Consider the following 21,625-nt stretch of genomic DNA (forward strand, 5'->3'; position numbering starts at 1 on the left):
GTGAGCGGGCGGACCGCGGGTGTCAAGCCTGTGGATAACCCGGGGGAGGGTGTGCCCGGTGCGGCCGCGTAGGTACGGTTCCGGAGCGGAGTTGACCGCATGGATTCTGGGAGCGGGGCGGGAATGCAGTCATACGGGGACGAAACGCGGCCATTGTCCGCGCTCTCGCTGCCCTCGCGGATCGTCATAGGGGTGGCGGCCTGCGCCCTCGCGGTCATCGTCGCGATTCATCTCGCCATGATGTTCCTGCACGTGGCGCCGTCGAACACGCTCAGCAAACAGCAGGGCGCCCTGATCAGCGACTACGTCTACCCCGAGTACGAACAGAACTGGAAGCTGTTCGCCCCGAATCCGCTGCAGCAGAACATCGCGGTACAGGTCCGTGCGCAGCTGCGCACCGGGGACGGTGCCCCGCGGACCACCGGCTGGACCGATCTGAGTGCCCGCGACGGCCAGGGCATCCTCCACAACCTGCTGCCCAGCCACACCCAGCAGAACCAACTGCGCCGCGGCTGGGAGCTCTTCCTCAACACCCACAACGCGCAGAGCCGCCCCGTCGGCCTGCGCGGTGAGCTGTCCGAGCGCTATATCCGGCGGATCGTGATGCTCCGGATGGACGGTGAGTGGACCAAGGGCGGCGGCCGCGTCGAGCAGGTCCAGGTCCGTTCGCAGACGACGGCGGTCCGCCCGCCGCCATGGAGCTCCGAGAAGATCAGCGAGAAGCCCGTGTACCGCGTGCTGCCCTGGTGGCAGGTCACCGCAGACGACCTGCCCAAGGGGGCGAACCACCAGTGACGTCACCGACGCCCCACCAGCCTCAGCAGACGCAGAGCGACCAGCAGGCCCCGCACACCACGGAGACGGCCGACCTGCCGCGCCAGGCCCAGGTACCTCAGACGTCCCCGGAGTCCGACGCCTACCGGGAGACCCGCATCGAGCGCGCCATCGGACGCGGCTTCGGGCTGGTCACCAGCCGTGCGCTGGCCCCCTACCAGACCGCCGTGATCCGGATCGGCTTCTCGGCGACGTGGCTCCTGTTCCTGCTGCGCGAGTGGCCGCACCGCGGGGTGCTCTACGGGCCCGACAGCCCCTGGAACCTGGACATGGCCCGCCGCCTCCTGGACGGCAACCACGCCTTCTCGGTACTCCCCTGGTCCGACAGTCGCGGCTGGTTCGAGTGCGTCTACCTCGTGGCCGTCGTGGCCAGTGCGCTGCTGATGCTCGGCTGGCGCACCCGCACCATGTCGGTGCTGTTCATGGTGGGCGTGCTCTCGCTGCAAAACCGCAGCATCTTCATAGGCGACGGCGGCGACAACGTCATCCACCTGATGTCGATGTACCTCGTGCTGACCCGGTGCGGGCAGGTCTGGTCGCTGGACGCACGCCGGGCGAAGCGGGCAGCGGCCGCCGCGCAGGCCGCCGGCGGTGAGGAAACCGGACGCGCTCCTGCCTCCCGCGATCTGCCCGGCGTCATCCTGTGGGCCGTGCTCGGCCTCGGTCTGGCCCTCGCCCAACTTCAGGGCAACTACGGCCTCAACTGGTTCGAGGGCGGCCCGTTCCCGCACCTCGGCTGGAGCCTGGCGCTGTGGGGACTGTGGCTGGTGCACGGTCTGTGGTGGGCGGTGCAGCGCTACGCACCCGGCGAGCCGCGCACCGTCCTGGACACCCTCGCCAAGCTCGCCCACAACGGCGCACTGCTGGTGATCGTGGTCGAGGTCTGCCTGATCTACGCCACGGCCGGCTGGTACAAGATCCAGGGCTCACGCTGGCAGGACGGCACCGCGGTCTACTACCCGATGCACCTGGACTACTTCTCCCCCTGGCCGGCGCTGTCCGAGCTGCTGGGCAGCAACGGCGTGATGGTCATGCTGATCACCTACGGGACGGTGATCGTGCAGGTCGCCTTCCCGTTCACGGTCTTCAACCGCCGGCTGAAGAATGTGCTGCTGGTGGCGATGATCTGCGAGCACCTGTCGATTGCGTTCCTGCTCGGCCTGCCGTTCTTCTCGCTCGCGATGATCACCGCGGACGCGGTCTTTCTGCCGACGAACTTCCTGACCTGGGTCTCCGCGCGCCTCTCCGGCCTGCGCGAAAGGCTCTTTTCGCGCGGCGGAGCGGACCGGCCGTCCGACGGGGCCGGGGGCGGCGAGCCGGAGGCCCGTACGGGGCACGGCGACGGTGGCCATACGCTCGTAGGGTGAGCAGCGAGAAAACCGCCCCCGCCGAGGCCCTTCAGTACGACGAGGGGTTCGGGACCCAGATCGGCGTCGGACCGCATCCGGAGCCCTGGCCCCAGGACGACCGCCTGGACCCCGAGCTGCTTGCGCACGGCGACCGCCGCAATGTCGTCGACCACTACCGCTACTGGAAGCGTGAGGCGATCGTCGCCGACCTCGACACCCGCCGCCATGACTTCCATGTGGCGGTCGAGAACTGGGGCCACGACTTCAACATCGGCTCGGTCGTACGGACCGCGAATGCGTTCCTGGCCAAGGAGATCCATATCGTCGGGCAGCGCCGCTGGAACCGCCGCGGCGCGATGGTGACCGACCGCTACCAGCACGTCCGCCACCACCCGGACACCGCGGACCTCACCGCCTGGGCGGCGGCCGAGGAGCTGCCGATCATCGGGATCGACAATCTCCCCGGTTCCGTGCCGCTGGAGACGACCGCGCTGCCGCGGCGCTGTGTGCTGCTGTTCGGCCAGGAGGGGCCGGGGCTGACCGAACAGGCGCGCCGGCATGCCTCGCTGGTCTGCTCGATCGCGCAGTTCGGCTCGACCCGTTCGATCAACGCGGGGGCGGCGGCCGCCATCGCGATGCATGCCTGGATCGGCCGCCATGCGCGGATCGAGGGGCCGGACGGCGGCTGACGGACCCCCGGGCACCGCCGGGTGTCCGGCGCAGGGCCCAGGAGAACGTCCCGGGTCCCGCAAGCCCGCACCGGGTCCCGCAAGCCCGCACCGGGTCCCGCAAGCCCGCACCGGGTCCCGCAAGCCCGCACCGGGTCCCGCAAGCCCGCACCGGGTCCGGGTCCCGCACCCGGGGCGCGGGACCCGGCACCCGCACCCGTCACGCCGGCCGTCGCACCTCCACCGTCCGGAAGCGGTTGGCCACGAAGGCGCCGTCACACAGCGCCGCATTGGCCGCCGGGTTGCCGCCCGAGCCGTGGAAGTCCGAGAACGCCGCGGTCTGGTTCACATAGACCCCGCCGGTCAGATTCAGCGACAGCTGCGCACACTCCTCCAGGCAGGCCTCCTCCACCAGCTGCTCGACCTCGGCGGAGGTGGTGTACGCGCCGACCGTCATGGCGCCCTTCTCACGGACCGTGCGCCGCAGCAGATCCACCGCGTCGGCCGCGGAGCCGACGGCCACCGCGAAGGACACCGGGCCGAAGCACTCCGAAAGGTAAGCCGCCTCGGAGTCCGGCTTGGCGCCGTCCAGCTTGACGATCACCGGGGTGCGGACCGTGGCGCCGGGGAACTCGGGGTTGGGCACCTCGCGGGAGGCCAGGGCCACCTCGCCGAGCCCGGCCGCCGCGTCGATCCGCTCTGTGACCTGCGGATTGACGATGGCGCCCAGCAGGGCGTTGGCGCGTGCATCGTCGCCCAGCAGGCCGCTCACCGCGCCCGCGAGGTCGCTGACCACCTCGTCGTACGACTTCGGGCCGGCGTCCGTGGTGATGCCGTCGCGCGGGATCAGCAGATTCTGCGGGGTGGTGCACATCTGGCCGCTGTAGAGCGACAGCGAGAAGGCGAGGTTGCCGAGCATGCCCTTGTAGTCATCGGTGGAGTCGATGACGACGGTGTTGACGCCGGCCTTCTCCGTGAAGACCTGCGCCTGCCGGGCATGCGTCTCCAGCCAGTCGCCGAAGGCGGTCGAGCCGGTGTAGTCGATGATGCGGACCTCGGGGCGGACGGCCAGTGTCTTCGCCAGGCCTTCGTCCGGCCGGTCCACGGCCAGGCACACCAGGTCGGCGGGGAAGCCGGCCTCGGCGAGCACCTCGCGGGCCACCTTGACGGTCAGCGCCAGCGGCAGCACGGCGCGCGGATGCGGCTTGACCAGCACCGGGTTGCCGGTCGCCAGGGAGGCGAACAGGCCCGGATAGCCGTTCCACGTCGGGAAGGTGTTGCAGCCGATCATCAGGGCGACGCCGCGCGGCACGGCCGTGAAGCTCTTGGTCAGCTCGAGCGGGTCGCGCTTGCCCTGCGGCTTGGACCACGGTGCCTGCCCCGGGATGCGGGCCTGCTCGGCGTACGCATACGCCACCGCCTCCAGGCCGCGGTCCTGGGCATGCGGGCCGCCCGCCTGGAACGCCATCATGAAGGCCTGGCCGCTGGTGTGCATCACGGCCTGCGCGAACTCGTGGGTGCGGGCGCTGATCCGGGCCAGGATCTCCAGACACACCGCCGCGCGCGTCTCGGGGCCGGCATCCCGCCAGGCGGGGAGCGCGGCGCGCATGGCCGGCAGCAGCACGTCCACATCGGGGTGCGGATAGCTGATGTCCAACTTCAGGCCGTACGGCGAGACTTCCTCGCCGGTCCAGTCGTCCGTGCCCGGCTGGTCGAGCTCGAACCGGCGGCCGCGCAGGGCCTCGAAGGCGGCCAGCCCGTCGGGCGCGGCGCTCTCGCCGTACGCCTTCGGGTGCTCGGGGTGCGGGGACCAGTACGCGCGGGTGCGGATCGACTCCAGCGCCTGGTCGAGGGTCGGGCGGTGCTTCTCGATCAACTGCGCTGCGGTCATTTCGGCGGCCATCGATGACCAACTCCTCGTCGAGCTGGGCGGAGAGTGGATAGGGACTGGGAGCGGACAGGGCAACGGAGTTAGAGTAACCGAACGATCGGTCGGGGCAAGAGGGTCCGGCCTGCCTGTGGAAAAGTCGGTCGGAGAGGATCAGCTGGCATGACGGCTCTCGCAACCAGCAGCACCGTGGCAGTGGTGGGCACCGGCACCATGGGGCAGGGCATCGCGCAGGTGGCGCTGGTCGCCGGCCATCGCGTACGCCTCTATGACACCGCCCCCGGGCGCGCCGGACAAGCCGCCGGGGCGATCGTGGGACGGCTGGACCGGCTCGTCGAAAAAGGCCGGATCACGGCGGACGAGCGGGATGCCGCCCGCGGACGCCTCTCCCCCGCCACCGCTCTCCCTGAGCTGGCCGACGCCGCACTGGTCATCGAGGCGATCCTGGAGCAACTGCCCGCCAAGCAGGAGCTCTTCACCGCCCTGGAGGATGTGGTGGCGGCCGACTGCCTGCTGGCCACCAACACCTCCTCGCTGTCCGTGACCGCGGTCGCGGGCCGGCTGCGCCACCCCGGCCGTTGTGTGGGCATGCACTTCTTCAACCCCGCGCCGCTGCTGCCGCTGGTCGAGGTGATCAGCGGCTTCGCCACCGACGAGGCCGCCGCCACCACCGCGTACGACACCGCCGCGGCCTGGGGCAAGAAGCCGGTGCGCTGTACGGACACCCCCGGTTTCGTCGTCAACCGCATCGCCCGCCCCTTCTACGCCGAAGCGCTGCGTGCCTACGAGGAGCGGGTCGCCGACCCGGCCACCATCGATGCGGTGCTGCGTGAGGGCACCGGCTTCAGGATGGGGCCGTTCGAGCTGACCGACCTCATCGGGCAGGACGTGAACGAGGCGGTCACCCACTCCGTGTGGCAGGCCTTCTTCCAGGACCCGAAGTTCACGCCCTCCCTGGCGCAGCGCCGGCTGGTCGAGTCCGGGCTGCACGGCCGCAAGGCGGGCCGTGGGTGGTTCGACTACTCCGAGGGTGCCGACCGGCCCGGACCGCGGACCGCTGAGCCCTGTCCGGCGCCCGGGTCCGTCGTCCTGCACGCGGAGCTGCCCGGCCCCGCCGCGGTGCTGTACGAGCTCATCGAGGAGGCGGGCATCAAGGTCACCCGCGACCGGACACCGGGGGAGCCGGAGGGTTTCCTGCGGCTGCCCGGCGGGGCCCGCCTGGCGCTGACCAACGGCTGTCCGGCCACGTCGCACGTCCGCGGGAAGGACATCCGCTTCGACCTCTCCCTGGACTACCGCGCCGCTACCCGTATTGCCTTGGCGGCCTCGGCGGCGGTCTCCGAGGCGGAGCTCGCCGAGGCGGTCGGGCTGTTCCAGGCGCTGGGCAAGCAGGTCAGCGTGATCGAGGACGCACCGGGGATGATCGTCGCCCGGACGGTCGCGATGATCATCGACTTCGCCGTGGACGCCGCGGCCCGCGGGGTGGCGAGTCCCGGGGACATCGACACGGCCATGCGGCTGGGCGTGAACTACCCCGGCGGCCCCATGGAGTGGGCCCGGCGGCTCGGTACCCGGTGGGTGTGGGATCTGCTGGATTCGATGCACCGCCAGGGCGCCGGCGGACGCTATGTACCGTCCTGGGCACTACGGCGCCGTGCAGACCTCGAGGAATAGGTGCTCTAATCATGACCATGGCCAAGCGCGACACCTATACGCCCGATTCGCTGCTCGCGGTCGCCGTCGAGGTGTTCATCGAGCGCGGCTACGACGGCACGTCCATGGAGCACCTTTCCCGAGCGGCCGGCATCTCGAAGTCCTCGATCTACCACCATGTCCGCAGCAAGGAAGAGCTGCTGCGCCGTGCCATAAGCCGCGCCCTGGACGGGCTGTTCGGTGTGCTGGAGGAGCCGGGCGCCCTCGAGGGGCGGGCGATCGAGCGGCTGGAGCATGTCACCCGGCGCGTGGCCGAGGTGCTGATGGACGAACTCCCTTATGTGACGCTGCTGTTGCGGGTGCGCGGCAATACGGACACCGAGCGGTGGGCCATGGAGCGCCGCCGGGAGTTCGACCACGAGGTCTCCGATCTCCTCAAGCAGGCCGCCGCCGACGGTGACCTCCGGGACGACGTGGACATCCGGCTGGCCACCCGTCTGCTCTTCGGCATGATCAACTCGATTGTGGAGTGGTACCGGCCGGGGCGGGGCGGTGCGGTGAGCCGTGACGAGGTCGCCGAGGCCGTGGTGCGTACGGCGTTCGCGGGGTTGCGCAAGCCCTGACGCCGGGCTCGCGCGTCCTGACCCGCGCAAGCCTGCTCTGCGCGCGCTCCGACCGCCCGGGGTCAGTCCTCCTCGGGCCCGAGGTCGGTCTCCTCGAAGACCAGCAGGGTGCGGGTGCTGAGCACTTCCGGTATCGACTGGATACGGGTGAGGACCAGCTCCCGCAGCTCGCGGTTGTCCTTGGTGTGGACGAGGAGCAGCACATCGAAATCGCCGCTGACCAGCGCGATGTGGGTGGCCCCCGGCAGCGCCGTGAGCTGCTTGCGCACGGTCCGCCAGGAGTTCTGCACGATCTTCAGCGTGATATACGCGGAAGCGCCCTGGCCTGCGCGTTCCTGGTCGACAAGGGCACTGAAGCCGCGGATCACGCCGTCGTCGATCAGCCGGTTGATCCGCGCGTAGGCGTTGGCGCGCGAGACGTGCACCCGCTCGGCCACGGAGCGTATCGAGGCCCTGCCGTCGGTCTGCAGCATGCGCAGGATGGAGCGGTCGATGGTGTCCAGCGGGCGTGCGGCCGGTGCGGGTGCCGGTGCCGACGGCGCCGGCGGTGCGGGGGCCGGCGGGGTGGCGGCGGGTGGTGCGGGCGGCTGCCCGTCGGAATGGGCCATCTGTTCGCCCGGCATATGGTCCCGCCTCCCCTTCGTGGACGCCCTGTCTTCATCTCAAGCTGTGGAGAACCGTTTGTCCACAGGCTGAGTGCGCCTGTAGCCAAAATGCATCAACGACCGAACAATCGGTAGGGCAGGGCGTACCCGCCCTGGCCGATTCCATCCTGCCCATCCGCCGTTCGCCCACCACCCATATGAGGCGCATCGCGCCACCCCTTCGATCCGAGGAGGTGCTCGGCATGACGGTCCTAGAGCAGCCCGGCAGCAGCAGGAAGAAGAGCAGCCTGGCCGGCCCCCCGCCCGCCTGGCGTCCGCGCGTCGATCCCGCGCCCCTCCTGCCCGACGAGGAGCCGTACCGCCTCCTGGGCACGGATGCCGCGGCCCGGCTCGACTCCGGACTGCTGACCCGGCTCTACGCCCAGCTGGTGCGCGGCCGCAGGTACAACGCCCAGGCCACGGCCCTGACCCGGCAGGGACGCCTGGCGGTCTACCCGTCCTCCACGGGACAGGAGGCCTGCGAGGTCGCCGCGGCGCTGGCACTCGAAGACCGGGACTGGCTCTTTCCCAGCTATCGCGACACCCTCGCCGCCGTGGCCCGCGGCCTCGACCCCGTACAGGCGCTGACCCTGCTGCGCGGTGACTGGCACAACGGATACGACCCGCACGAACACCGCATCGCCCCCCTGTGCACCCCGCTCGCCACCCAGCTCCCGCATGCCGTGGGCCTGGCACACGCCGCCCGCCTCAAGGGCGACGAAGTGGTGGCGCTGGCCATGGTGGGTGACGGCGGCACGAGCGAGGGCGACTTCCACGAGGCGCTGAATTTCGCGGCGGTCTGGCAGGCGCCGGTGGTCTTCCTCGTCCAGAACAACGGCTTCGCGATCTCCGTGCCGCTCGCCAAGCAGACCGCCGCGCCGTCCCTCGCCCACAAGGCGGTCGGATACGGCATGCCGGGCCGCCTGGTCGACGGCAATGACGCGCCTGCCATGCACGAGGTGCTCACCGAAGCCGTGCAGCGGGCCCGCAGGGGCGGCGGTCCCACGCTGGTCGAGGCCGTCACCTACCGCATCGAGGCGCACACCAACGCCGACGACGCCACCCGCTACCGCAGCGATGCGGAGGTCGAGACCTGGCGGTCGCACGACCCGATAGCCCTTCTCGAACACGAGCTGGCGGCCCGCGATCTGCTCACCGACGAGTTCGTCGCCGCCACCCGGGACGGCGCCGAGCAACTGGCGGCCGGCCTGCGGGAGCGGATGAACGCCGACCCGGAGCTGGATCCGATGGACCTGTTCACCCACGTCTTCGCCGAGCAGACCGGCCAACTGCGCTCCCAGGCGGCGCTGTTGCGCGCCGAGCTGGACGCCGAGGCCAACGGACACACCGAGGACACCGCGGGCGCCGACGGCTCCGCCGAGGAGGCCAGGCCATGACGACCACCGCCGCACCGGCAACCGCGCGCAAGCCCGCCACCATGGCGCAGGCACTGACCCGCGCGCTGCGCGACGCCATGGCCGACGACCCGTCCGTCCATGTCATGGGCGAGGACGTCGGCACCCTCGGCGGCGTGTTCCGGGTCACCGACGGTCTCGCCAAGGAGTTCGGCGAGGACCGCTGCACCGACACCGCGCTCGCCGAGGCCGGCATCCTGGGCACGGCCGTCGGCATGGCGATGTACGGGCTGCGACCGGTCGTCGAGATGCAGTTCGACGCCTTCGCCTACCCCGCGTTCGAGCAGCTGATCAGCCATGTCGCCCGGATGCGCAACCGCACCCGGGGCGCGCTGACGATGCCGCTGACCATCCGCATCCCGTACGGCGGCGGTATCGGCGGGGTCGAGCACCACAGCGACTCCTCCGAGGCGTACTACCTCGCCACCCCCGGGCTCCAGGTCGTCACCCCGGCGACCGTCGAGGACGCCTACGGGCTGCTGCGCGCCGCCATCGCTTCCGACGACCCGGTCGTCTTCCTGGAGCCCAAGCGCCTGTACTGGTCCAAGGCCGACTGGTCGCCCGATGCGCCGACCGAGGTCGCGCCGCTGGGCCGCGCCGCGGTCCGGCGCCGCGGCAGCAGCGCCACGCTGATCACCTACGGCCCCTCGCTGCCGGTCTGCATGGAGGCCGCCGATGCCGCCGGTGCCGAGGGCTGGGATCTGGAAGTGGTGGATCTGCGCTCGCTGATGCCGTTCGACGACGAAACGGTCTGCGCCTCGGTACGGCGGACCGGACGGGCCGTGGTCGTCCATGAGTCCAACGGGTTCGGCGGTCCCGGAGGGGAGATCGCCGCACGGATCACCGAGCGCTGCTTCCACCACCTGGAGGCGCCGGTCCTGCGCGTCGCCGGGTTCGACATCCCCTATCCGCCACCCATGCTGGAGCGGCACCATCTGCCCGGCGTGGACCGGATCCTGGACACCGTCGCCCGCCTCCAGTGGGAGTCGGACTGGACCGAGGGACGTGGTGAGTGATGGCCGTGGTCCGCGAATTCACGTTGCCCGACCTGGGGGAAGGCCTCACCGAGGCGACGATCGTGCACTGGATGGTCGAGGTCGGCGAGGTGGTGGCCATCGACCAGCCGGTGGTGGAGGTCGAGACCGCCAAGGCGATGGTGGAGGTGCCGTGCCCGTATGGGGGCGTGGTGACCGCCCTCTTCGGTGCGGCGGGGGAGGAAGTCCCGGTGGGGGCGCCGCTGGTGACGGTCGCGGTGGGGGCCGTGCCCGATGATCTGGCGGGGGCAGTCCCCGGGGAGAGGCCGGGAGCCGGTGCCGGTGTGGCGGGCGGTGCGCCTGATGCGGGGGTTTCGGCGCTGCCTTCCGCCGGTGCCGCCGCTCCGGACGCGGAGGGCACGGCGGATGCCGGCTCCGGGAATGTGCTCGTCGGGTACGGCACGAGTGCGGCGGCGGCGCGGCGCCGCCGGATCCGGCCGGGCGGCGGGGCGGGCTCCATGGCGGGAGTGCCGCGGGCACCCGGAGGAGTGCCGGACGGCTCGGCCGGCGCCGGAGCGGCCGGTCGTGCGCCCGGTGACTCAGGGGCGGCCGATGCCGGGACGGCGGCTGAGGGGGCGGCCGGATTCGCCGGGGAGAACGGTCCGGAAGGGGCGCCTGAGACGGCCGGAGCTGCTGGGGCGGCCGGAGCTGTCGGGGTGACCGGAGCTGCCGGGGCCGCTGGGGTGGCCGGGCCCGGGGCGGCGGATGCCGGCAGTCGTACGGTGGCCGTCATTTCCCCGCTGGTGCGTCGGATGGCGCGGGAAAACGGGCTGGATCTGAGGGAGTTGACGGGGTCCGGGCGGGACGGGCTGATTCTCCGTACGGACGTCGAGTGCGCGATCCGGGCGCGGCGGGAGAGGGAGCCCTCGGCGGTGCCCGGGGGAGTCGCCCCGGTGGGTGCCAGGGCGGCGAACGGTGCCGCAGGAGTCGTCGGCGCCGGTGCGACAGGCCTGGTGGGGGCCGCGTCCGGGGCTGTGTCGGTCCCCGGGGCCACGGGAGCCGGCGCCGTGGCGGGCGAGGAGCGGATCCCGCTGAGGGGGATGCTCGGTGCGGCCGCCGAGAAGTTCAGCCGCAGCCGCCGGGAGATCCCGGAGGCGACCTGCTGGGTGGACGCCGATGCCACCGAACTCCTCGCCGCCCGCAGGGCGATGAATGTGGCGGGCGCGCCCAAGGTGTCACTGCTCGCGCTGCTGGCCCGGATCACCACGGCGGCGCTCGCGCGATTCCCCGAGCTCAACGCCACCGTCGACACGACGACCCAGGAGATCGTCCGGCTGCCCGCCGTCCATCTGGGCTTCGCGGCGCAGACCGACCGCGGTCTGGTCGTGCCGGTCGTACGGGACGCCCATGCCCGTACGGTCGAGGAGCTGTCCGCCGAAATCACCCGGCTCACCGAAACCGCCAGGAGCGGCGGGCTCTCGCTGGCCGAGCTGACTCATGGCACCTTCACCCTCAACAACTACGGGGTCTTCGGCGTCGACGGCTCCACGCCGATCATCAACCACCCCGAAGCGGCGATGCTCGGCGTCGGCCGGATAGCGGCCAAACCCTGGGTGCACGACGGCGAATTGGCCGTCCGCCAGGTCGTCCAGCTCTCCCTCACCTTCGACCACCGGGTGTGCGACGGCGGCACCGCCGGAGGCTTCCTGCGCCATGTGGCCGACTGTGTGGAACAGCCCGCGCTGTTGCTAAGGGGGCTGTGAGCTCGGTGTGGCCACCTGGTGGTGGCCCATGGCCTTTGTACGGCCACCTGGCTGTGGCCGGTGAGCCCGGTGTGGTGGGAACCCTGGTGTGGTGGAGAACCCCGGTGTGGCCGGTGGCCTCGGGCCGGCTGTCGCGTCCGCTGTGGCAGAGCTGACAGCTGCCGCAGCGACGGCACCGGTGTGATCCGCTCACCCCCGGCGATACTCAAGGGGTGAACGCCCCCACCGCCTACGACACCATCGTGCTGGCCGGAGGCGCGGCCCGACGGCTCGGCGGAGCGGACAAGCCCGCCCTGTCCGTGGGCGCCCGCCCCCTCCTGGACCGGGTGCTCGCCGCCTGCCCCGATGCCGCGATCACCGTCGTGGTCGGCCCTCACCGTCCGACTACCCGCGCCGTCATCCGCACTCTGGAGGACCCGCCGGGCGGCGGTCCGCTCGCCGCGCTGGATGCCGGTCTGCGGCACACCACCGCCCCGACGGTGCTCGTGCTCTCCGCCGATCTCCCGTTCCTGACCACCGCGACCGTGCAGGGCCTGTTGGCAGCGGCGACGGAAACGCCCGGTGCCGCCGGGCCCGGCAACGGTGCCGTAAGGCCGGGCAGCGGTGCCGCCGGGCCGGACAGCGGTGCCCCGGCCTACGGCGACGGGGCCATGCTCCAGGACGCCTCGGGACGGGACCAGCCGCTGGTGGCCGCGTACCGGGCCGCGTCGCTGCGCCGTGAGCTGACGCGGATACGGGCCGGGCACGGCACTCTGGCCGGGCTGCCGCTGCGTGCCCTGGCGAACGGGCTGCGGCTCGAACGGGTCCCGGACGTCACGGCCACGGCGTCCTTCGACTGCGACACCTGGGAAGATCTCAGCGCGGCACGCGCCCGCATCAGGGAGCATGGAAACGTGTTGGATGAATGGATCACCGCAGTCAAGGCCGAACTGGGCATCGAGCTCGATGTCGACACCGCGGCGCTTCTCGACCTCGCGCGGGACGCGGCGCACGGTGTGGCCCGGCCGGCCGCACCGCTGACGACCTTCCTGATCGGTTACGCGGCGGGCCATCAGGGCCGGGATGTCAAAGAGCTGACCGAACGGGCCACCGCACTGGCCAACCGCTGGGCGGCGGAGGCCGAGGAGTCCGCCGGTCCGGCGGAGGCCGGCGGCGGCACGGGTGCCGAAACGAAGCCCGCAGAATGACCGACAGGGGCTTCGGCAAGGAGTTCGACGGGGACTTCGAGGGCGATTTCGGCTGGGATTTCGGCAGTGAGCCCCGCGGCACGGCGGGCAGGACAGGGGGCAAGGCGGCGGACGAGGAGCGCGGCGACCCGTTCGAAGAGGCGCTTGCGCTGGCCAACGCCACGGCGCCGCTGCGGGTACGGCCCGGGGCCGAGGGCGGCGGGGCCGGGCCCACGGCCGGCAGGGTGCCGTATGCCACCCGCGAGTCCGCGGCGGCCAACTCCTCCGCCACCGGGGGCGGTAACGACATCCCCTACACGCCGGACGATCCCTTCTCCCTCGACGACCCCCTGGCCGCCGGGACCAGCGCCTCACGCGTCCCACGTTCCTCCGGGCCCTCCCGTGCCTCCGGCAACGGCGCCTCACGCTCTTCCGGGCCCTCCCGTTCCTCTGGCCCCTCCCGCTCTTCTGGCCCCTCCCGCGCCTTTGACCTCGTCGGCCGCGAAACCTCTGAAGTCCCCGAAGATCCTGAAGTCCCCGAAGATCCCGCAGACCCCCCGCCTCCCACCGGCCACGGCTCCCGCCCCACCCCGGCCGCCGTCCCGTGGCACACCGCCCGGGAGACCGCCGAGCGCGCCGTGGCCGGTCCCCCCGAGCCCGCGACCTCGGCACTCGGCGACGCGCTCGGCCGTACGCTCGCCGCGCCCCTCACCGCGCTCACCGATCTGCCGTCGTTCGACACCTCGGCGATGGACGGCTGGGCGGTGTCCGGCCCCGGCCCCTGGCGTCTCGACCACCCCGCCGGCACATCCGAGGCCGACCCCCCTCCCGGCATCCTCGCCGGCCACGCCCCTGACCGGGCGCTCCACGACGGACAGGCGATCCCGATCGCCACCGGTGCGCGCGTGCCGTCCGGTGCCACCGCCGTGCTGCGCAGCGAGCACGGCGAGGTCCGTGAGCTGGGCGACGGCGGCCGGCGGCTGTATGCACCGCAACCCGCGCCGCCCGGTCAGGACATCCGCCCGCGGGGTCAGGAGTGCCGTCGTGGCGATCAACTGCTGCCCATCGGCGCCCTGGTGACCCCTGCCGTGCTCGGTCTGGCCGCCGCGGCCGGTTACGACGAGCTGACCGCGTACCGCCGACCGCGCGCCGAAGTCCTCGTGCTGGGCGATGAGTTGCTGGACCACGGCCTGCCGCAGGAAGGCCGGATCCGGGATGCGCTCGGCCCGATGCTCGTGCCGTGGCTGCATGCCCTGGGCATCGAAGCGGCCGCGCCGCGCCATCTCGCCGATGACGCCGACACCCTGTGCGCAGCCGTTGCGGAGTCCACCGCCGACGTGGTGATCACCACCGGCGGTACCGCGGCGGGCCCCCTCGACCATGTGCACCCCACCCTGCGCCGGCTGGGCGCCGAGGTGCTGGTGGACGGCGTCGCGGTCCGCCCCGGGCACCCCATGCTGCTCGCCCGCCTGGCCCTGCACCGGCATCTCGTCGGCCTGCCCGGCAACCCCCTCGCCGCCGTCTCCGGCCTGGTCACGCTCGCCGAACCGCTGCTCCGTACGCTCGCCGCCCGCCCTCCTGCCGTGCCGTACCGTACGCCGCTGGCCGCCCCCGTCCACGGGCATCCGCGGGACACCCGGCTCGTCCCGGTGGCCTACCGCGAGGACGAACGGCACGGTCTGATGGCGATGCCGCTGCACTTTCACGGCCCTGCCATGCTGCGCGGAATCGCCGCCGCCGATGCGCTGGCCGTCGTCCCGCCCGGTGGCGCGGAGCGCGGCACCGAACTCGAACTCCTGGAACTTCCCTGGTCGGCCGGGGCGTCAGCGGGTTGGTCGACGGGCTGGACCGCCTCGGGGGACGGGTAGGACACGGGCGCCCCCTCTGCCACGCTCACCCTCTGCCGCACGCCCTCCACCGGGTACCGGTGCACGTACCGGTGCCGCGCACACGTCAGCTGCTCGGCACCGCCTGCCGGATGGTGATCACGCGGTCGGTGAGTTCGAGCGTCGCGGCCTGCGGATCGCTGTAGTTCAGCACCCGGTGCCCCCGTACGACCGCCACCACAAGATCAGCGAGCTCCCGGGGCGAGCGGCCCGCCTCGCTCCTGGTCACCGGTCGCTCGTCGAGATCCAGCCCGCGCCCGTAGGTGAGCAGATCCTCCAGGACCGTGCCGACGTACGGGCTGGCCATGGACATACCGAGCAGCCGCCCCGCCGCACTGGAACTCGTGATGACCATGTCGGCGCCGCTCTGCTTCAGCAACGGTACGTTTTCGTCCTCCCGGACCGCCACCACGATCGAGGCGTGTGTGTTGAGCTGCCGTGCCGTCAGGGTCACCAGGGCCGCGGTGTCGTCGCGCTGGGTGGCCACGACCACGCGCGCGGCACGCTGCAACTCGGCTCTGGTCAGTGTGTCGGAGCGGGTCGCGTCGCCGTGGACGCCCACGAAGCCGTCGCTGCTGGCGGCGTCCACGACGGTCTTCTGCGGGTCGACAACGACGATCTGCTCTTTCGGGACGCCCTGACCGATCAGCGTCTGGATGGTGTGGCGGCCCTTCGTCCCGTACCCGATGACGACGACGTGATCTCGCATTCGGGACCTCCAACGGTGAATGCGTACCTGGTGCCGGGTGCGCGCGGTGAGGACTTCGAGCGTGGTGCCGACCAAGATGATCAGGAACAGTACGCGGAGCGGCGTGATGACCAGGATGTTGGTCAGTCGTGCGCCATCGCTGACCGGGGTGATGTCGCCGTAGCCGGTGGTCGAGAGGGTGACCGTCGCGTAGTAGGCCGCACCGAGGAAATCGACGTCGCGGTGGGCGCTGTCGCGGTAGCCGGCGCGGTCGAACCAGACGAGCAGCGTCGTGAGGGCCAGTACGCCGAGCGCCATCGCCAGCCGCCGCAGGACCTGTTGGAGGGGCGGCGCCATGCCTTGGGCGGGCATGACGATGGAGCGGCCGGCCTCGGTGTCGTCCTTGGCCTCGGTCCGGGTGCGGGACCAGAGGGAGCGGAGGATGGAGAAACGGCCCGTCCCGCGGCGCGGTTGCTGCTGGTCGCTCATCCGGCCGGTGCTCCCGGAGCGGCCTGGGCCGAGACGGTCTGTGAAGGTGACATACCTCCCATGCTCCTCGATTCGGGCACCTTGCGTGCCCGGCCGCGGCAGGAGTCGGCGTGCGGCGGCAGGATGCCGCCGCACTGGCGAAGGAGCGAGCTGTGGTGAGCCGGGGTGGTGATCACGGAGCGTTGATATCGCCGACAGCGGGGCGGTTGTGCGGTGATGCCCGGGCGCTCACCCGGCGGAGTGGCAAGTCGTACCGGAGAGAAGGCAGCCGTGGCCCGGCACCGCACCGTGGTCCGAGCGCCGCTCGCCGTGGCCCGGCACCGCCCCGCCAGGCCCGCCCGGCATCGCCGTTCCGGGCTGTCCCTGCGCTCCGCCCGAGCCGCCCGCTGCCTCGGCCAGGGGCCGCCCCGGTGCGCCGGACGGAGGAATAACCGCACGTCATCCGGGGGCCGGTGGCCGACCCTGCGGTAGTTGTGGGCCCCCGCACCGTCGCCCTGTGCGCGGACGGCGAGTAGCCTCGCGCCATGCGAGCGATCACTATCCCGGAGCCCGGTGGACCCGAAGCACTTGTCTGGGCGGAGGTGCCCGATCCGCAGCCCGCCGAGGGCGAGGTCCTGATCGAGGTCGTGGCGAGCGCCGTGAACCGCGCCGACCTGCTCCAGCGCCAGGGCTTCTACGACCCGCCGCCGGGATCCTCCCCGTATCCGGGGCTGGAGTGCGCGGGGCGGATCATCGGGCTCGGACCCGGCGTGCACGGCTGGGCCGTCGGTGACGAGGTGTGCGCGCTGCTGGCGGGCGGCGGATACGCGGAGAAGGTCGCAGTCCCGGCCGGGCAGGTCCTGCCCGTGCCGAACGGCCTGGATCTGGTCTCGGCTGCCGCGCTGCCCGAGGTGACCTGCACGGTCTGGTCGAACGTCTTCATGATCGCGCATCTGCGGCCCGGCGAGACGCTGCTGGTCCACGGCGGTGCCAGCGGCATCGGCACCATGGCGATCCAGCTCGCCAAGGCGGTCGGTGCGCGGGTCGCGGTCACCGCCGGCGGCCCCGAGAAGCTGGCCCGCTGCGCCGAGTTGGGCGCGGACATCCTCATCGACTACCGCGAGCAGGACTTCGTCCAGGAGATCCGCAAGGCCACCGACGGCACGGGCGCGGACGTCATCCTCGACATCATCGGTGCGAAATATCTGCAGCGGAACATCAAGGCGCTGGCGGTCAGTGGACGGCTGGCCGTCATCGGGCTGCAGGGCGGGGTGAAGGCGGAGCTGAATCTCGCCGCCCTGATGGCGAAGCGCGCCGCGATCACCGGCGCCGGGCTGCGGGCCCGCCCGCTGAACGAGAAGGCGGCCATCGTCGCCGCCGTGCGGGAGCATGTCTGGCCGCTGATCGGTAACGGACAGGTGCGGCCGATCGTGGACCGTACGCTCGCGATGCCCGACGCCGCCGAGGCGCACCGCATCGTGGAGGACAGTGCGCATGTCGGCAAGGTCGTGCTGACGCTCTGAGCCGGCTCGGCCAACCCCTCCCGTCATCCGAGGCGCCGGGCCTGTCCCTCCCGCGCCTCCGCCGGGTAACCCAACCGATATGTCCGAGATGCCGTGAATCTCATCACATGTGACTCTGAGGAGGTCACCCGACGGCTCGGCACGGGAGGGGCACTGTGGTCGCTCCAGGTTTCCGTTCGCGCATCGCCACCGGTCTGCTGGTGGCCGCCGTCGTCCTGCCCGTTCCGATAGGAGTCACCTCGGCGGCGGCTGCGGACCGGCGGGGCACACCGGTCGACCGCCCCCCGCACCTCGCCCGCCCGGGCGATCAGCCCGACGACGCTGTGCAGGACGAAGCCGGACCCGACGACTACGGGGTCGACGAGTACGGGCCCGACGACTTCGCGGCCGACCGTCGTCCGTTCGGCGGCCGCGGTGACGGAGCGGGCCGGGGCCACCATGGTCACCCCGGCCGTCCCGGGGCACCAGCGCGTCTCCCGGAGCTGTCGCCTCGCTTCCCCGGGATGCCGGACGCCTTCCCGCGCTTTCCGCACCGGCCGTCGCACCGCCACTTCGGTGGTCCTCACATGCCCGGACGGTGGCACCACCGCCCGCATCACCCGTTCGGCCCCGCCTTCATCGGGCCGGACGGTCCGTCCTACCCCTTCCCGGGACCTGACTACGGCGGTGCGGGCTTCCCGGGGGCCGGTCATCAAGGGCCGACCGCCGGGGCGAACGCTCCGGACGCCGACCGTGCGCACCGCCGCCCCGCTCCGCGCACCGCGGTGCCGCATCACCCCAGGCCCGCGGCGTCCGCCTCCCATGCGGCACAGAGCGCCCCGGCACGGCCGTCGCCCTCGCATCGCCTCGATGTCGCGGACCGGCTCACCCGGCGTCCGTACGAGGCGTTGCCGCCGCTCCCGACCCCTGCCGCCCCGGAGGAGGCGCGCTCGGTACGGGAGAGCACGGAGAGCGAAGCGGCCGCCACGGCAAGTCCTTACGCCATGGAATCCCCGGACGCACCGGTCGAGCGGGTCCTTCCGCTGGGCGCCGGCCTCGCGCTCACGGGCCTGGGGCTGGCCTTCTTCGCCCTTCGGTTGCGCCGGAGCTGATGTCCGCCGCGCTGTCGGCTGTCCTGTCCTGTGGGCGTCTTGTCGATCGGCGGCTTTGTCAGGGGCTTTGTCGGCGGTTTCACGTGAAACGGTGGGAATCCGTTGTTTCACGTGAAACCGCGGCAGCCGAGTCCGCCCGGAAGGGTGGATCACCTTCTCTCAGGGGCACCACCCTTCATGACCCCTCGTACGAGAGAATGGCGGCATGGATATGCCGATGAATGAACGGTCACAGGAAAATCCGCACGTCCTGGTGGTCGGCCCGGACGGCATGGCACTCGGCAGCTCCGGTGGCGGGGGCGATGGCGACGAGCCCCGTGAGACCCCCGTGACGGACATGGTGGAACAGCCTGCGAAGGTCATGCGCATCGGCAGCATGATCAAGCAGTTGCTGGAGGAGGTGAAGTCCGCGCCTCTGGATGAGGCGAGCCGGGTCCGGCTCAAGGAGATCCATGCCAGCTCGGTCAAGGAGCTGGAGGACGGGCTGGCTCCCGAGCTGGTCGAGGAGCTGGAGCGGCTGTCGCTGCCGTTCACCGATGAATCGGTGCCGACGGATGCGGAGCTGCGGATCGCCCAGGCTCAGCTGGTGGGCTGGCTGGAGGGCCTTTTCCACGGTATCCAGACCGCATTGTTCGCTCAGCAGATGGCCGCCCGTGCGCAGCTGGAGTCGATGCGCCGTGCGCTGCCGCCCGGCGCGGTTCCGATGGACGGCGAAGAGGGCAATCCCGGCCAGGGCGGCGCCCGCTCGGGCCCGTACCTCTAACCCGGGCCGTACCTCTTACCCGGCCCGTACTTCTCACCCGGTCCGTACTTCTCCTTACTCGGGCTCACTCGGGCCCCTGCCTCTCACGCTGTCCCGGGACCGCCACGCCGGATCCGGCGCACCACGGCGGATCAGGCAAAAGGGGCCGGCACGCGGTGTGCGTGCCGGCCCCTTTGCTGTGCCCGGGAGGCCCTGGCGGGCCGTCGCCGTCTGCGACCGCCGTCAGCCGTTGCGGCCGGTCGACACGGTCAGCTCGATGGGGTCGCCCTTGTTCGGGCGCCACGAGCTGAAGCCGGCCGGCCTCTGACTGGTGACGGTGTTCTTGCCCCAGAGCGCGCTGTCCTCATGCGAGACGATCTTGTACTTCCAGCCCGCGGCCTCGATGCACTTCTCCACCGAGCCCAGGTTCTTGAAACGGAACGAAGGGATGAGGATCTTGCTCTTGTCGCTGAAGTCCTTGGTCGGGTTGGTGCACTCGGACATCAGGATCGTCGCCGTCTTGTCTTCCGGCTTGACGTTGTCGGGCGGCGAGGCCGGCGTGATGTCGCCGCCGGAGTAGACCGGCGACGGGGTGTCGCCACCGCCGTGGTTCTCTTCCGAGCCGGCGCTCAGGCCGATGCTGATCGCGATCGCGGTGACCACGATCACGCCGACTATCGCCGAGATGACGACCACCGCGGAGTTGTTCTTGCGTCGCGCCGGGCCACCGGTCGGCGGCATCGAGGCCGTCACGGGCGGCGGGCTGTACGTCGGCGGCTGGAAGCCACCCGAGTTGAAGGGCGCCGGCCCCGGAACGGGACCCGGCGCGGGCGTCGGGTAGCCGCTGTTCTGCGGCGGGGGCGTCGGGTAGCCGTTGTTCGGCGGCGTCGGCGTCGACGGGCCGAACCCGGCCGCCTGCGTCGGCTGATACGGCTGCTGCACGCTCGGCGGGGCCGGGGTGTGCGGGTTGCCGGAGGCGGTGGGGAACACCGCGGAGGAGACCGAAGCGCCGCTGGTGCGCGCCCGCGGGCCCTCGCCGATGATCAGTGGCGTGGCACCGGACTGCCCGGATCCGACGATCCGCAGGCACTCGTCCCGCATCGCCTCGGAGGTGGGGAACCGCTCGTTGGGGTTCTTCTTCAGTGCGCGGGCCACCAGCGCGTCCACGGCCGGCGGCAGCGAGCTGTTGATGCTCGACGGGACCGGGGGCTCTTCCTGGACGTGGGCGTAGGCGATGGCGAGCGGGGAGTCGGCGTCGAACGGCAGCTGACCGGTCAGCAGCTCGAAGAGCATGATGCCGACGGAGTAGAGGTCGGAGCGGGCGTCCACGGCCCGGCCGAGGGCCTGCTCGGGCGACAGGTACTGCGGAGTGCCCACGACCATGCCGGTCTGGGTCATGGATGTCACGCCGGACTGCATGGCGCGGGCGATGCCGAAGTCCATGACCTTGACCACGCCGCGCTTGTTCAGCATGACGTTGCCGGGCTTGATGTCCCGGTGGACCAGGCTCATCTCATGGCTGACCTCGAGCGCGGCCAGCACATCGGCCGTGATCTTCAAGGCTTTTTCCGTCGGCATCGCGCCATGCTGGGCGATGTCGTTGTCCAGATCGGAGCGCAGCGGCTGGCCCGCGACGTACTCCATGACGATGTACGGCACCATGCCGCCGTCGAGCTCGTCCTCGCCGGAGTCGTAGACCGAGACGATATTGGTGTGCGTGAGTTTCGCCACGGACTGGGCCTCACGCCGGAAGCGCTCACGGAAGGCCTGCTCGCGGCCGAGCTCGGTGTGCAGCGTCTTGATCGCGACCTCGCGGTCCAGCACGCTGTCGTAAGCGAGGTGCACGGAGGCCATGCCACCGGCGCCCAGAAGATCACGAAGCTGGTAACGTCCTCCGCCGACCGAACGGCCCTCGAATTGGCCCTGAGCGCCGTCCTGGCTCATCGTCCCGCTTCCCCCTAGGCGCTATACACGCAGCTATAGCGATCAAAATCTGGAATTCCGCAGCCAAGTCTGCCGCAGGCCTCGGACACGTCAAGCCGTGTGCCCGTTCCGTGACCAGATGTGCAAGATCCCGTCGCGGCCAGGAGACCGTTCCGTGCCTCATTACCCCAGGTGAGCTTGCGGCACGTGACGCGCGGCAGGTTTGATGGCCGGTCCACGACGGACCGGCGAGTGCCGCGGAGCCTGTAGCGTGCTCTAGCGAAGACCGATGACCTTACCGCTCTCATGCGGATTGATTCGACGGCG

Annotated in this window: 17 protein-coding genes; 13 read left to right on the plus strand and 4 right to left on the minus strand. The window is 71.5% G+C overall.

The window, feature by feature from the left end; genetic code table 11:
* Positions 1-123 precede the first annotated feature (123 nt).
* The 3 genes from D9V36_RS22440 to D9V36_RS22450 are packed head-to-tail and all read left to right on the plus strand — an operon-like array spanning position 124 to position 2,872.
* Positions 124-795, plus strand: a complete 672-nt coding sequence (locus D9V36_RS22440) for a DUF5819 family protein (RefSeq protein WP_129295357.1) — start codon at positions 124-126, stop codon at positions 793-795.
* The gene (locus tag D9V36_RS22445; protein WP_431357689.1) at positions 792-2,201 is read left to right on the plus strand and encodes an HTTM domain-containing protein; all 1,410 of its coding nucleotides are present in this window, start codon (positions 792-794) and stop codon (positions 2,199-2,201) included. The genes D9V36_RS22440 and D9V36_RS22445 overlap by 4 nt, the downstream gene beginning before the upstream one ends.
* Positions 2,198-2,872 carry a TrmH family RNA methyltransferase gene (locus tag D9V36_RS22450; RefSeq protein WP_129295358.1) on the plus strand — a complete coding sequence of 225 codons (675 nt, stop codon included), beginning with the start codon at positions 2,198-2,200 and terminating at the stop codon, positions 2,870-2,872. Before D9V36_RS22445 ends, D9V36_RS22450 begins: the two co-directional genes overlap by 4 nt.
* 199 nt (positions 2,873-3,071) lie before the next feature.
* On the opposite strand, the gene paaN is transcribed toward D9V36_RS22450, so the two are convergent.
* Entirely contained in the window at positions 3,072-4,754 is a 1,683-nt protein-coding gene (paaN, locus tag D9V36_RS22455; protein WP_129295359.1) for a phenylacetic acid degradation protein PaaN, read from the minus strand.
* A 147-nt stretch (positions 4,755-4,901) separates the two neighbouring features.
* Between paaN and D9V36_RS22460 the strand changes: the two genes are divergently transcribed.
* Positions 4,902-6,413 carry a 3-hydroxyacyl-CoA dehydrogenase gene (locus D9V36_RS22460; RefSeq protein ID WP_129295360.1) on the plus strand — a complete coding sequence of 504 codons (1,512 nt, stop codon included), beginning with the start codon at positions 4,902-4,904 and terminating at the stop codon, positions 6,411-6,413.
* An 11-nt stretch (positions 6,414-6,424) separates the two neighbouring features.
* A complete protein-coding gene (locus D9V36_RS22465; protein ID WP_129295361.1) occupies positions 6,425-7,015 on the plus strand; it encodes a TetR/AcrR family transcriptional regulator in 591 nt (196 codons plus the stop codon).
* A gap of 62 nt (positions 7,016-7,077) precedes the next feature.
* On the opposite strand, the gene D9V36_RS22470 is transcribed toward D9V36_RS22465, so the two are convergent.
* The gene (locus D9V36_RS22470) at positions 7,078-7,638 is read right to left on the minus strand and encodes an Lrp/AsnC family transcriptional regulator (protein ID WP_129295362.1); all 561 of its coding nucleotides are present in this window, start codon (positions 7,636-7,638) and stop codon (positions 7,078-7,080) included.
* Positions 7,639-7,862: 224 nt separating this feature from the next.
* On the opposite strand from D9V36_RS22470, the gene pdhA reads away from it, so the two are divergent.
* The 5 genes from pdhA (at position 7,863) to D9V36_RS22495 (ending at position 14,845) form a co-directional block, all read left to right on the plus strand.
* Positions 7,863-9,056, plus strand: coding sequence for a pyruvate dehydrogenase (acetyl-transferring) E1 component subunit alpha (pdhA, locus tag D9V36_RS22475; RefSeq protein ID WP_129295363.1), 1,194 nt, complete (start codon positions 7,863-7,865; stop codon positions 9,054-9,056).
* Entirely contained in the window at positions 9,053-10,090 is a 1,038-nt protein-coding gene (locus tag D9V36_RS22480; RefSeq protein WP_129295364.1) for an alpha-ketoacid dehydrogenase subunit beta, read from the plus strand. Before pdhA ends, D9V36_RS22480 begins: the two co-directional genes overlap by 4 nt.
* Positions 10,090-11,811: a dihydrolipoamide acetyltransferase family protein gene (locus D9V36_RS22485; RefSeq protein WP_129295365.1), complete on the plus strand. Its 1,722-nt coding sequence runs from the start codon at positions 10,090-10,092 to the stop codon at positions 11,809-11,811. Before D9V36_RS22480 ends, D9V36_RS22485 begins: the two co-directional genes overlap by 1 nt.
* Positions 11,812-12,023: 212 nt before the next feature.
* The gene (locus D9V36_RS22490) at positions 12,024-12,998 is read left to right on the plus strand and encodes a DUF6457 domain-containing protein (protein ID WP_129295366.1); all 975 of its coding nucleotides are present in this window, start codon (positions 12,024-12,026) and stop codon (positions 12,996-12,998) included.
* On the plus strand, positions 12,995-14,845 hold the full coding sequence (locus D9V36_RS22495; protein WP_431357690.1) for a molybdopterin molybdotransferase MoeA: 1,851 nt from the start codon (positions 12,995-12,997) through the stop codon (positions 14,843-14,845). Before D9V36_RS22490 ends, D9V36_RS22495 begins: the two co-directional genes overlap by 4 nt.
* An 85-nt stretch (positions 14,846-14,930) precedes the next feature.
* On the opposite strand, the gene D9V36_RS22500 is transcribed toward D9V36_RS22495, so the two are convergent.
* Positions 14,931-16,040 carry a potassium channel family protein gene (locus D9V36_RS22500; RefSeq protein ID WP_129295367.1) on the minus strand — a complete coding sequence of 370 codons (1,110 nt, stop codon included), beginning with the start codon at positions 16,038-16,040 and terminating at the stop codon, positions 14,931-14,933.
* 524 nt (positions 16,041-16,564) lie between these two features.
* Here D9V36_RS22500 and D9V36_RS22505 point away from each other — a divergent pair.
* The 3 genes from D9V36_RS22505 (at position 16,565) to D9V36_RS22515 (ending at position 19,396) form a co-directional block, all read left to right on the plus strand.
* Complete coding sequence (locus D9V36_RS22505; RefSeq protein WP_129295368.1) at positions 16,565-17,542, plus strand: NAD(P)H-quinone oxidoreductase; 978 nt, start codon at positions 16,565-16,567, stop codon at positions 17,540-17,542.
* 155 nt (positions 17,543-17,697) lie between these two features.
* A complete protein-coding gene (locus D9V36_RS22510) occupies positions 17,698-18,633 on the plus strand; it encodes a hypothetical protein (protein ID WP_129295369.1) in 936 nt (311 codons plus the stop codon).
* A 205-nt stretch (positions 18,634-18,838) separates the two neighbouring features.
* On the plus strand, positions 18,839-19,396 hold the full coding sequence (locus D9V36_RS22515) for a bacterial proteasome activator family protein (protein WP_206739715.1): 558 nt from the start codon (positions 18,839-18,841) through the stop codon (positions 19,394-19,396).
* Between the two features lie 222 nt (positions 19,397-19,618).
* Here D9V36_RS22515 and D9V36_RS22520 read toward each other — a convergent pair whose 3' ends face one another.
* The gene (locus tag D9V36_RS22520; RefSeq protein ID WP_129295371.1) at positions 19,619-21,319 is read right to left on the minus strand and encodes a protein kinase domain-containing protein; all 1,701 of its coding nucleotides are present in this window, start codon (positions 21,317-21,319) and stop codon (positions 19,619-19,621) included.
* Positions 21,320-21,625: the final 306 nt, after the last annotated feature.

The organism is Streptomyces lydicus (assembly GCF_004125265.1).
In the GTDB taxonomy this organism is placed as follows: Bacteria; Actinomycetota; Actinomycetes; order Streptomycetales; family Streptomycetaceae; genus Streptomyces; species Streptomyces lydicus_C.

Excerpts from the sequence above, each read along its gene's own strand:
- D9V36_RS22460 (WP_129295360.1), top strand. The coding sequence starts at position 4,902 with ATGACGGCTCTCGCAACCAGCAGCACCGTGGCAGTGGTGGGCACCGGC.
- D9V36_RS22520 (WP_129295371.1), bottom strand. The coding sequence starts at position 21,319 with ATGAGCCAGGACGGCGCTCAGGGCCAATTCGAGGGCCGTTCGGTCGGC.
- pdhA (WP_129295363.1), top strand. The coding sequence starts at position 7,863 with ATGACGGTCCTAGAGCAGCCCGGCAGCAGCAGGAAGAAGAGCAGCCTG.
- paaN (WP_129295359.1), bottom strand. The coding sequence starts at position 4,754 with ATGGCCGCCGAAATGACCGCAGCGCAGTTGATCGAGAAGCACCGCCCG.
- D9V36_RS22515 (WP_206739715.1), top strand. The coding sequence starts at position 18,839 with ATGGATATGCCGATGAATGAACGGTCACAGGAAAATCCGCACGTCCTG.
- D9V36_RS22465 (WP_129295361.1), top strand. The coding sequence starts at position 6,425 with ATGACCATGGCCAAGCGCGACACCTATACGCCCGATTCGCTGCTCGCG.
- D9V36_RS22470 (WP_129295362.1), bottom strand. The coding sequence starts at position 7,638 with ATGCCGGGCGAACAGATGGCCCATTCCGACGGGCAGCCGCCCGCACCA.
- D9V36_RS22500 (WP_129295367.1), bottom strand. The coding sequence starts at position 16,040 with ATGAGCGACCAGCAGCAACCGCGCCGCGGGACGGGCCGTTTCTCCATC.
- D9V36_RS22495 (WP_431357690.1), top strand. The coding sequence starts at position 12,995 with ATGACCGACAGGGGCTTCGGCAAGGAGTTCGACGGGGACTTCGAGGGC.
- D9V36_RS22505 (WP_129295368.1), top strand. The coding sequence starts at position 16,565 with ATGCGAGCGATCACTATCCCGGAGCCCGGTGGACCCGAAGCACTTGTC.
- D9V36_RS22480 (WP_129295364.1), top strand. The coding sequence starts at position 9,053 with ATGACGACCACCGCCGCACCGGCAACCGCGCGCAAGCCCGCCACCATG.
- D9V36_RS22485 (WP_129295365.1), top strand. The coding sequence starts at position 10,090 with ATGGCCGTGGTCCGCGAATTCACGTTGCCCGACCTGGGGGAAGGCCTC.
- D9V36_RS22440 (WP_129295357.1), top strand. The coding sequence starts at position 124 with ATGCAGTCATACGGGGACGAAACGCGGCCATTGTCCGCGCTCTCGCTG.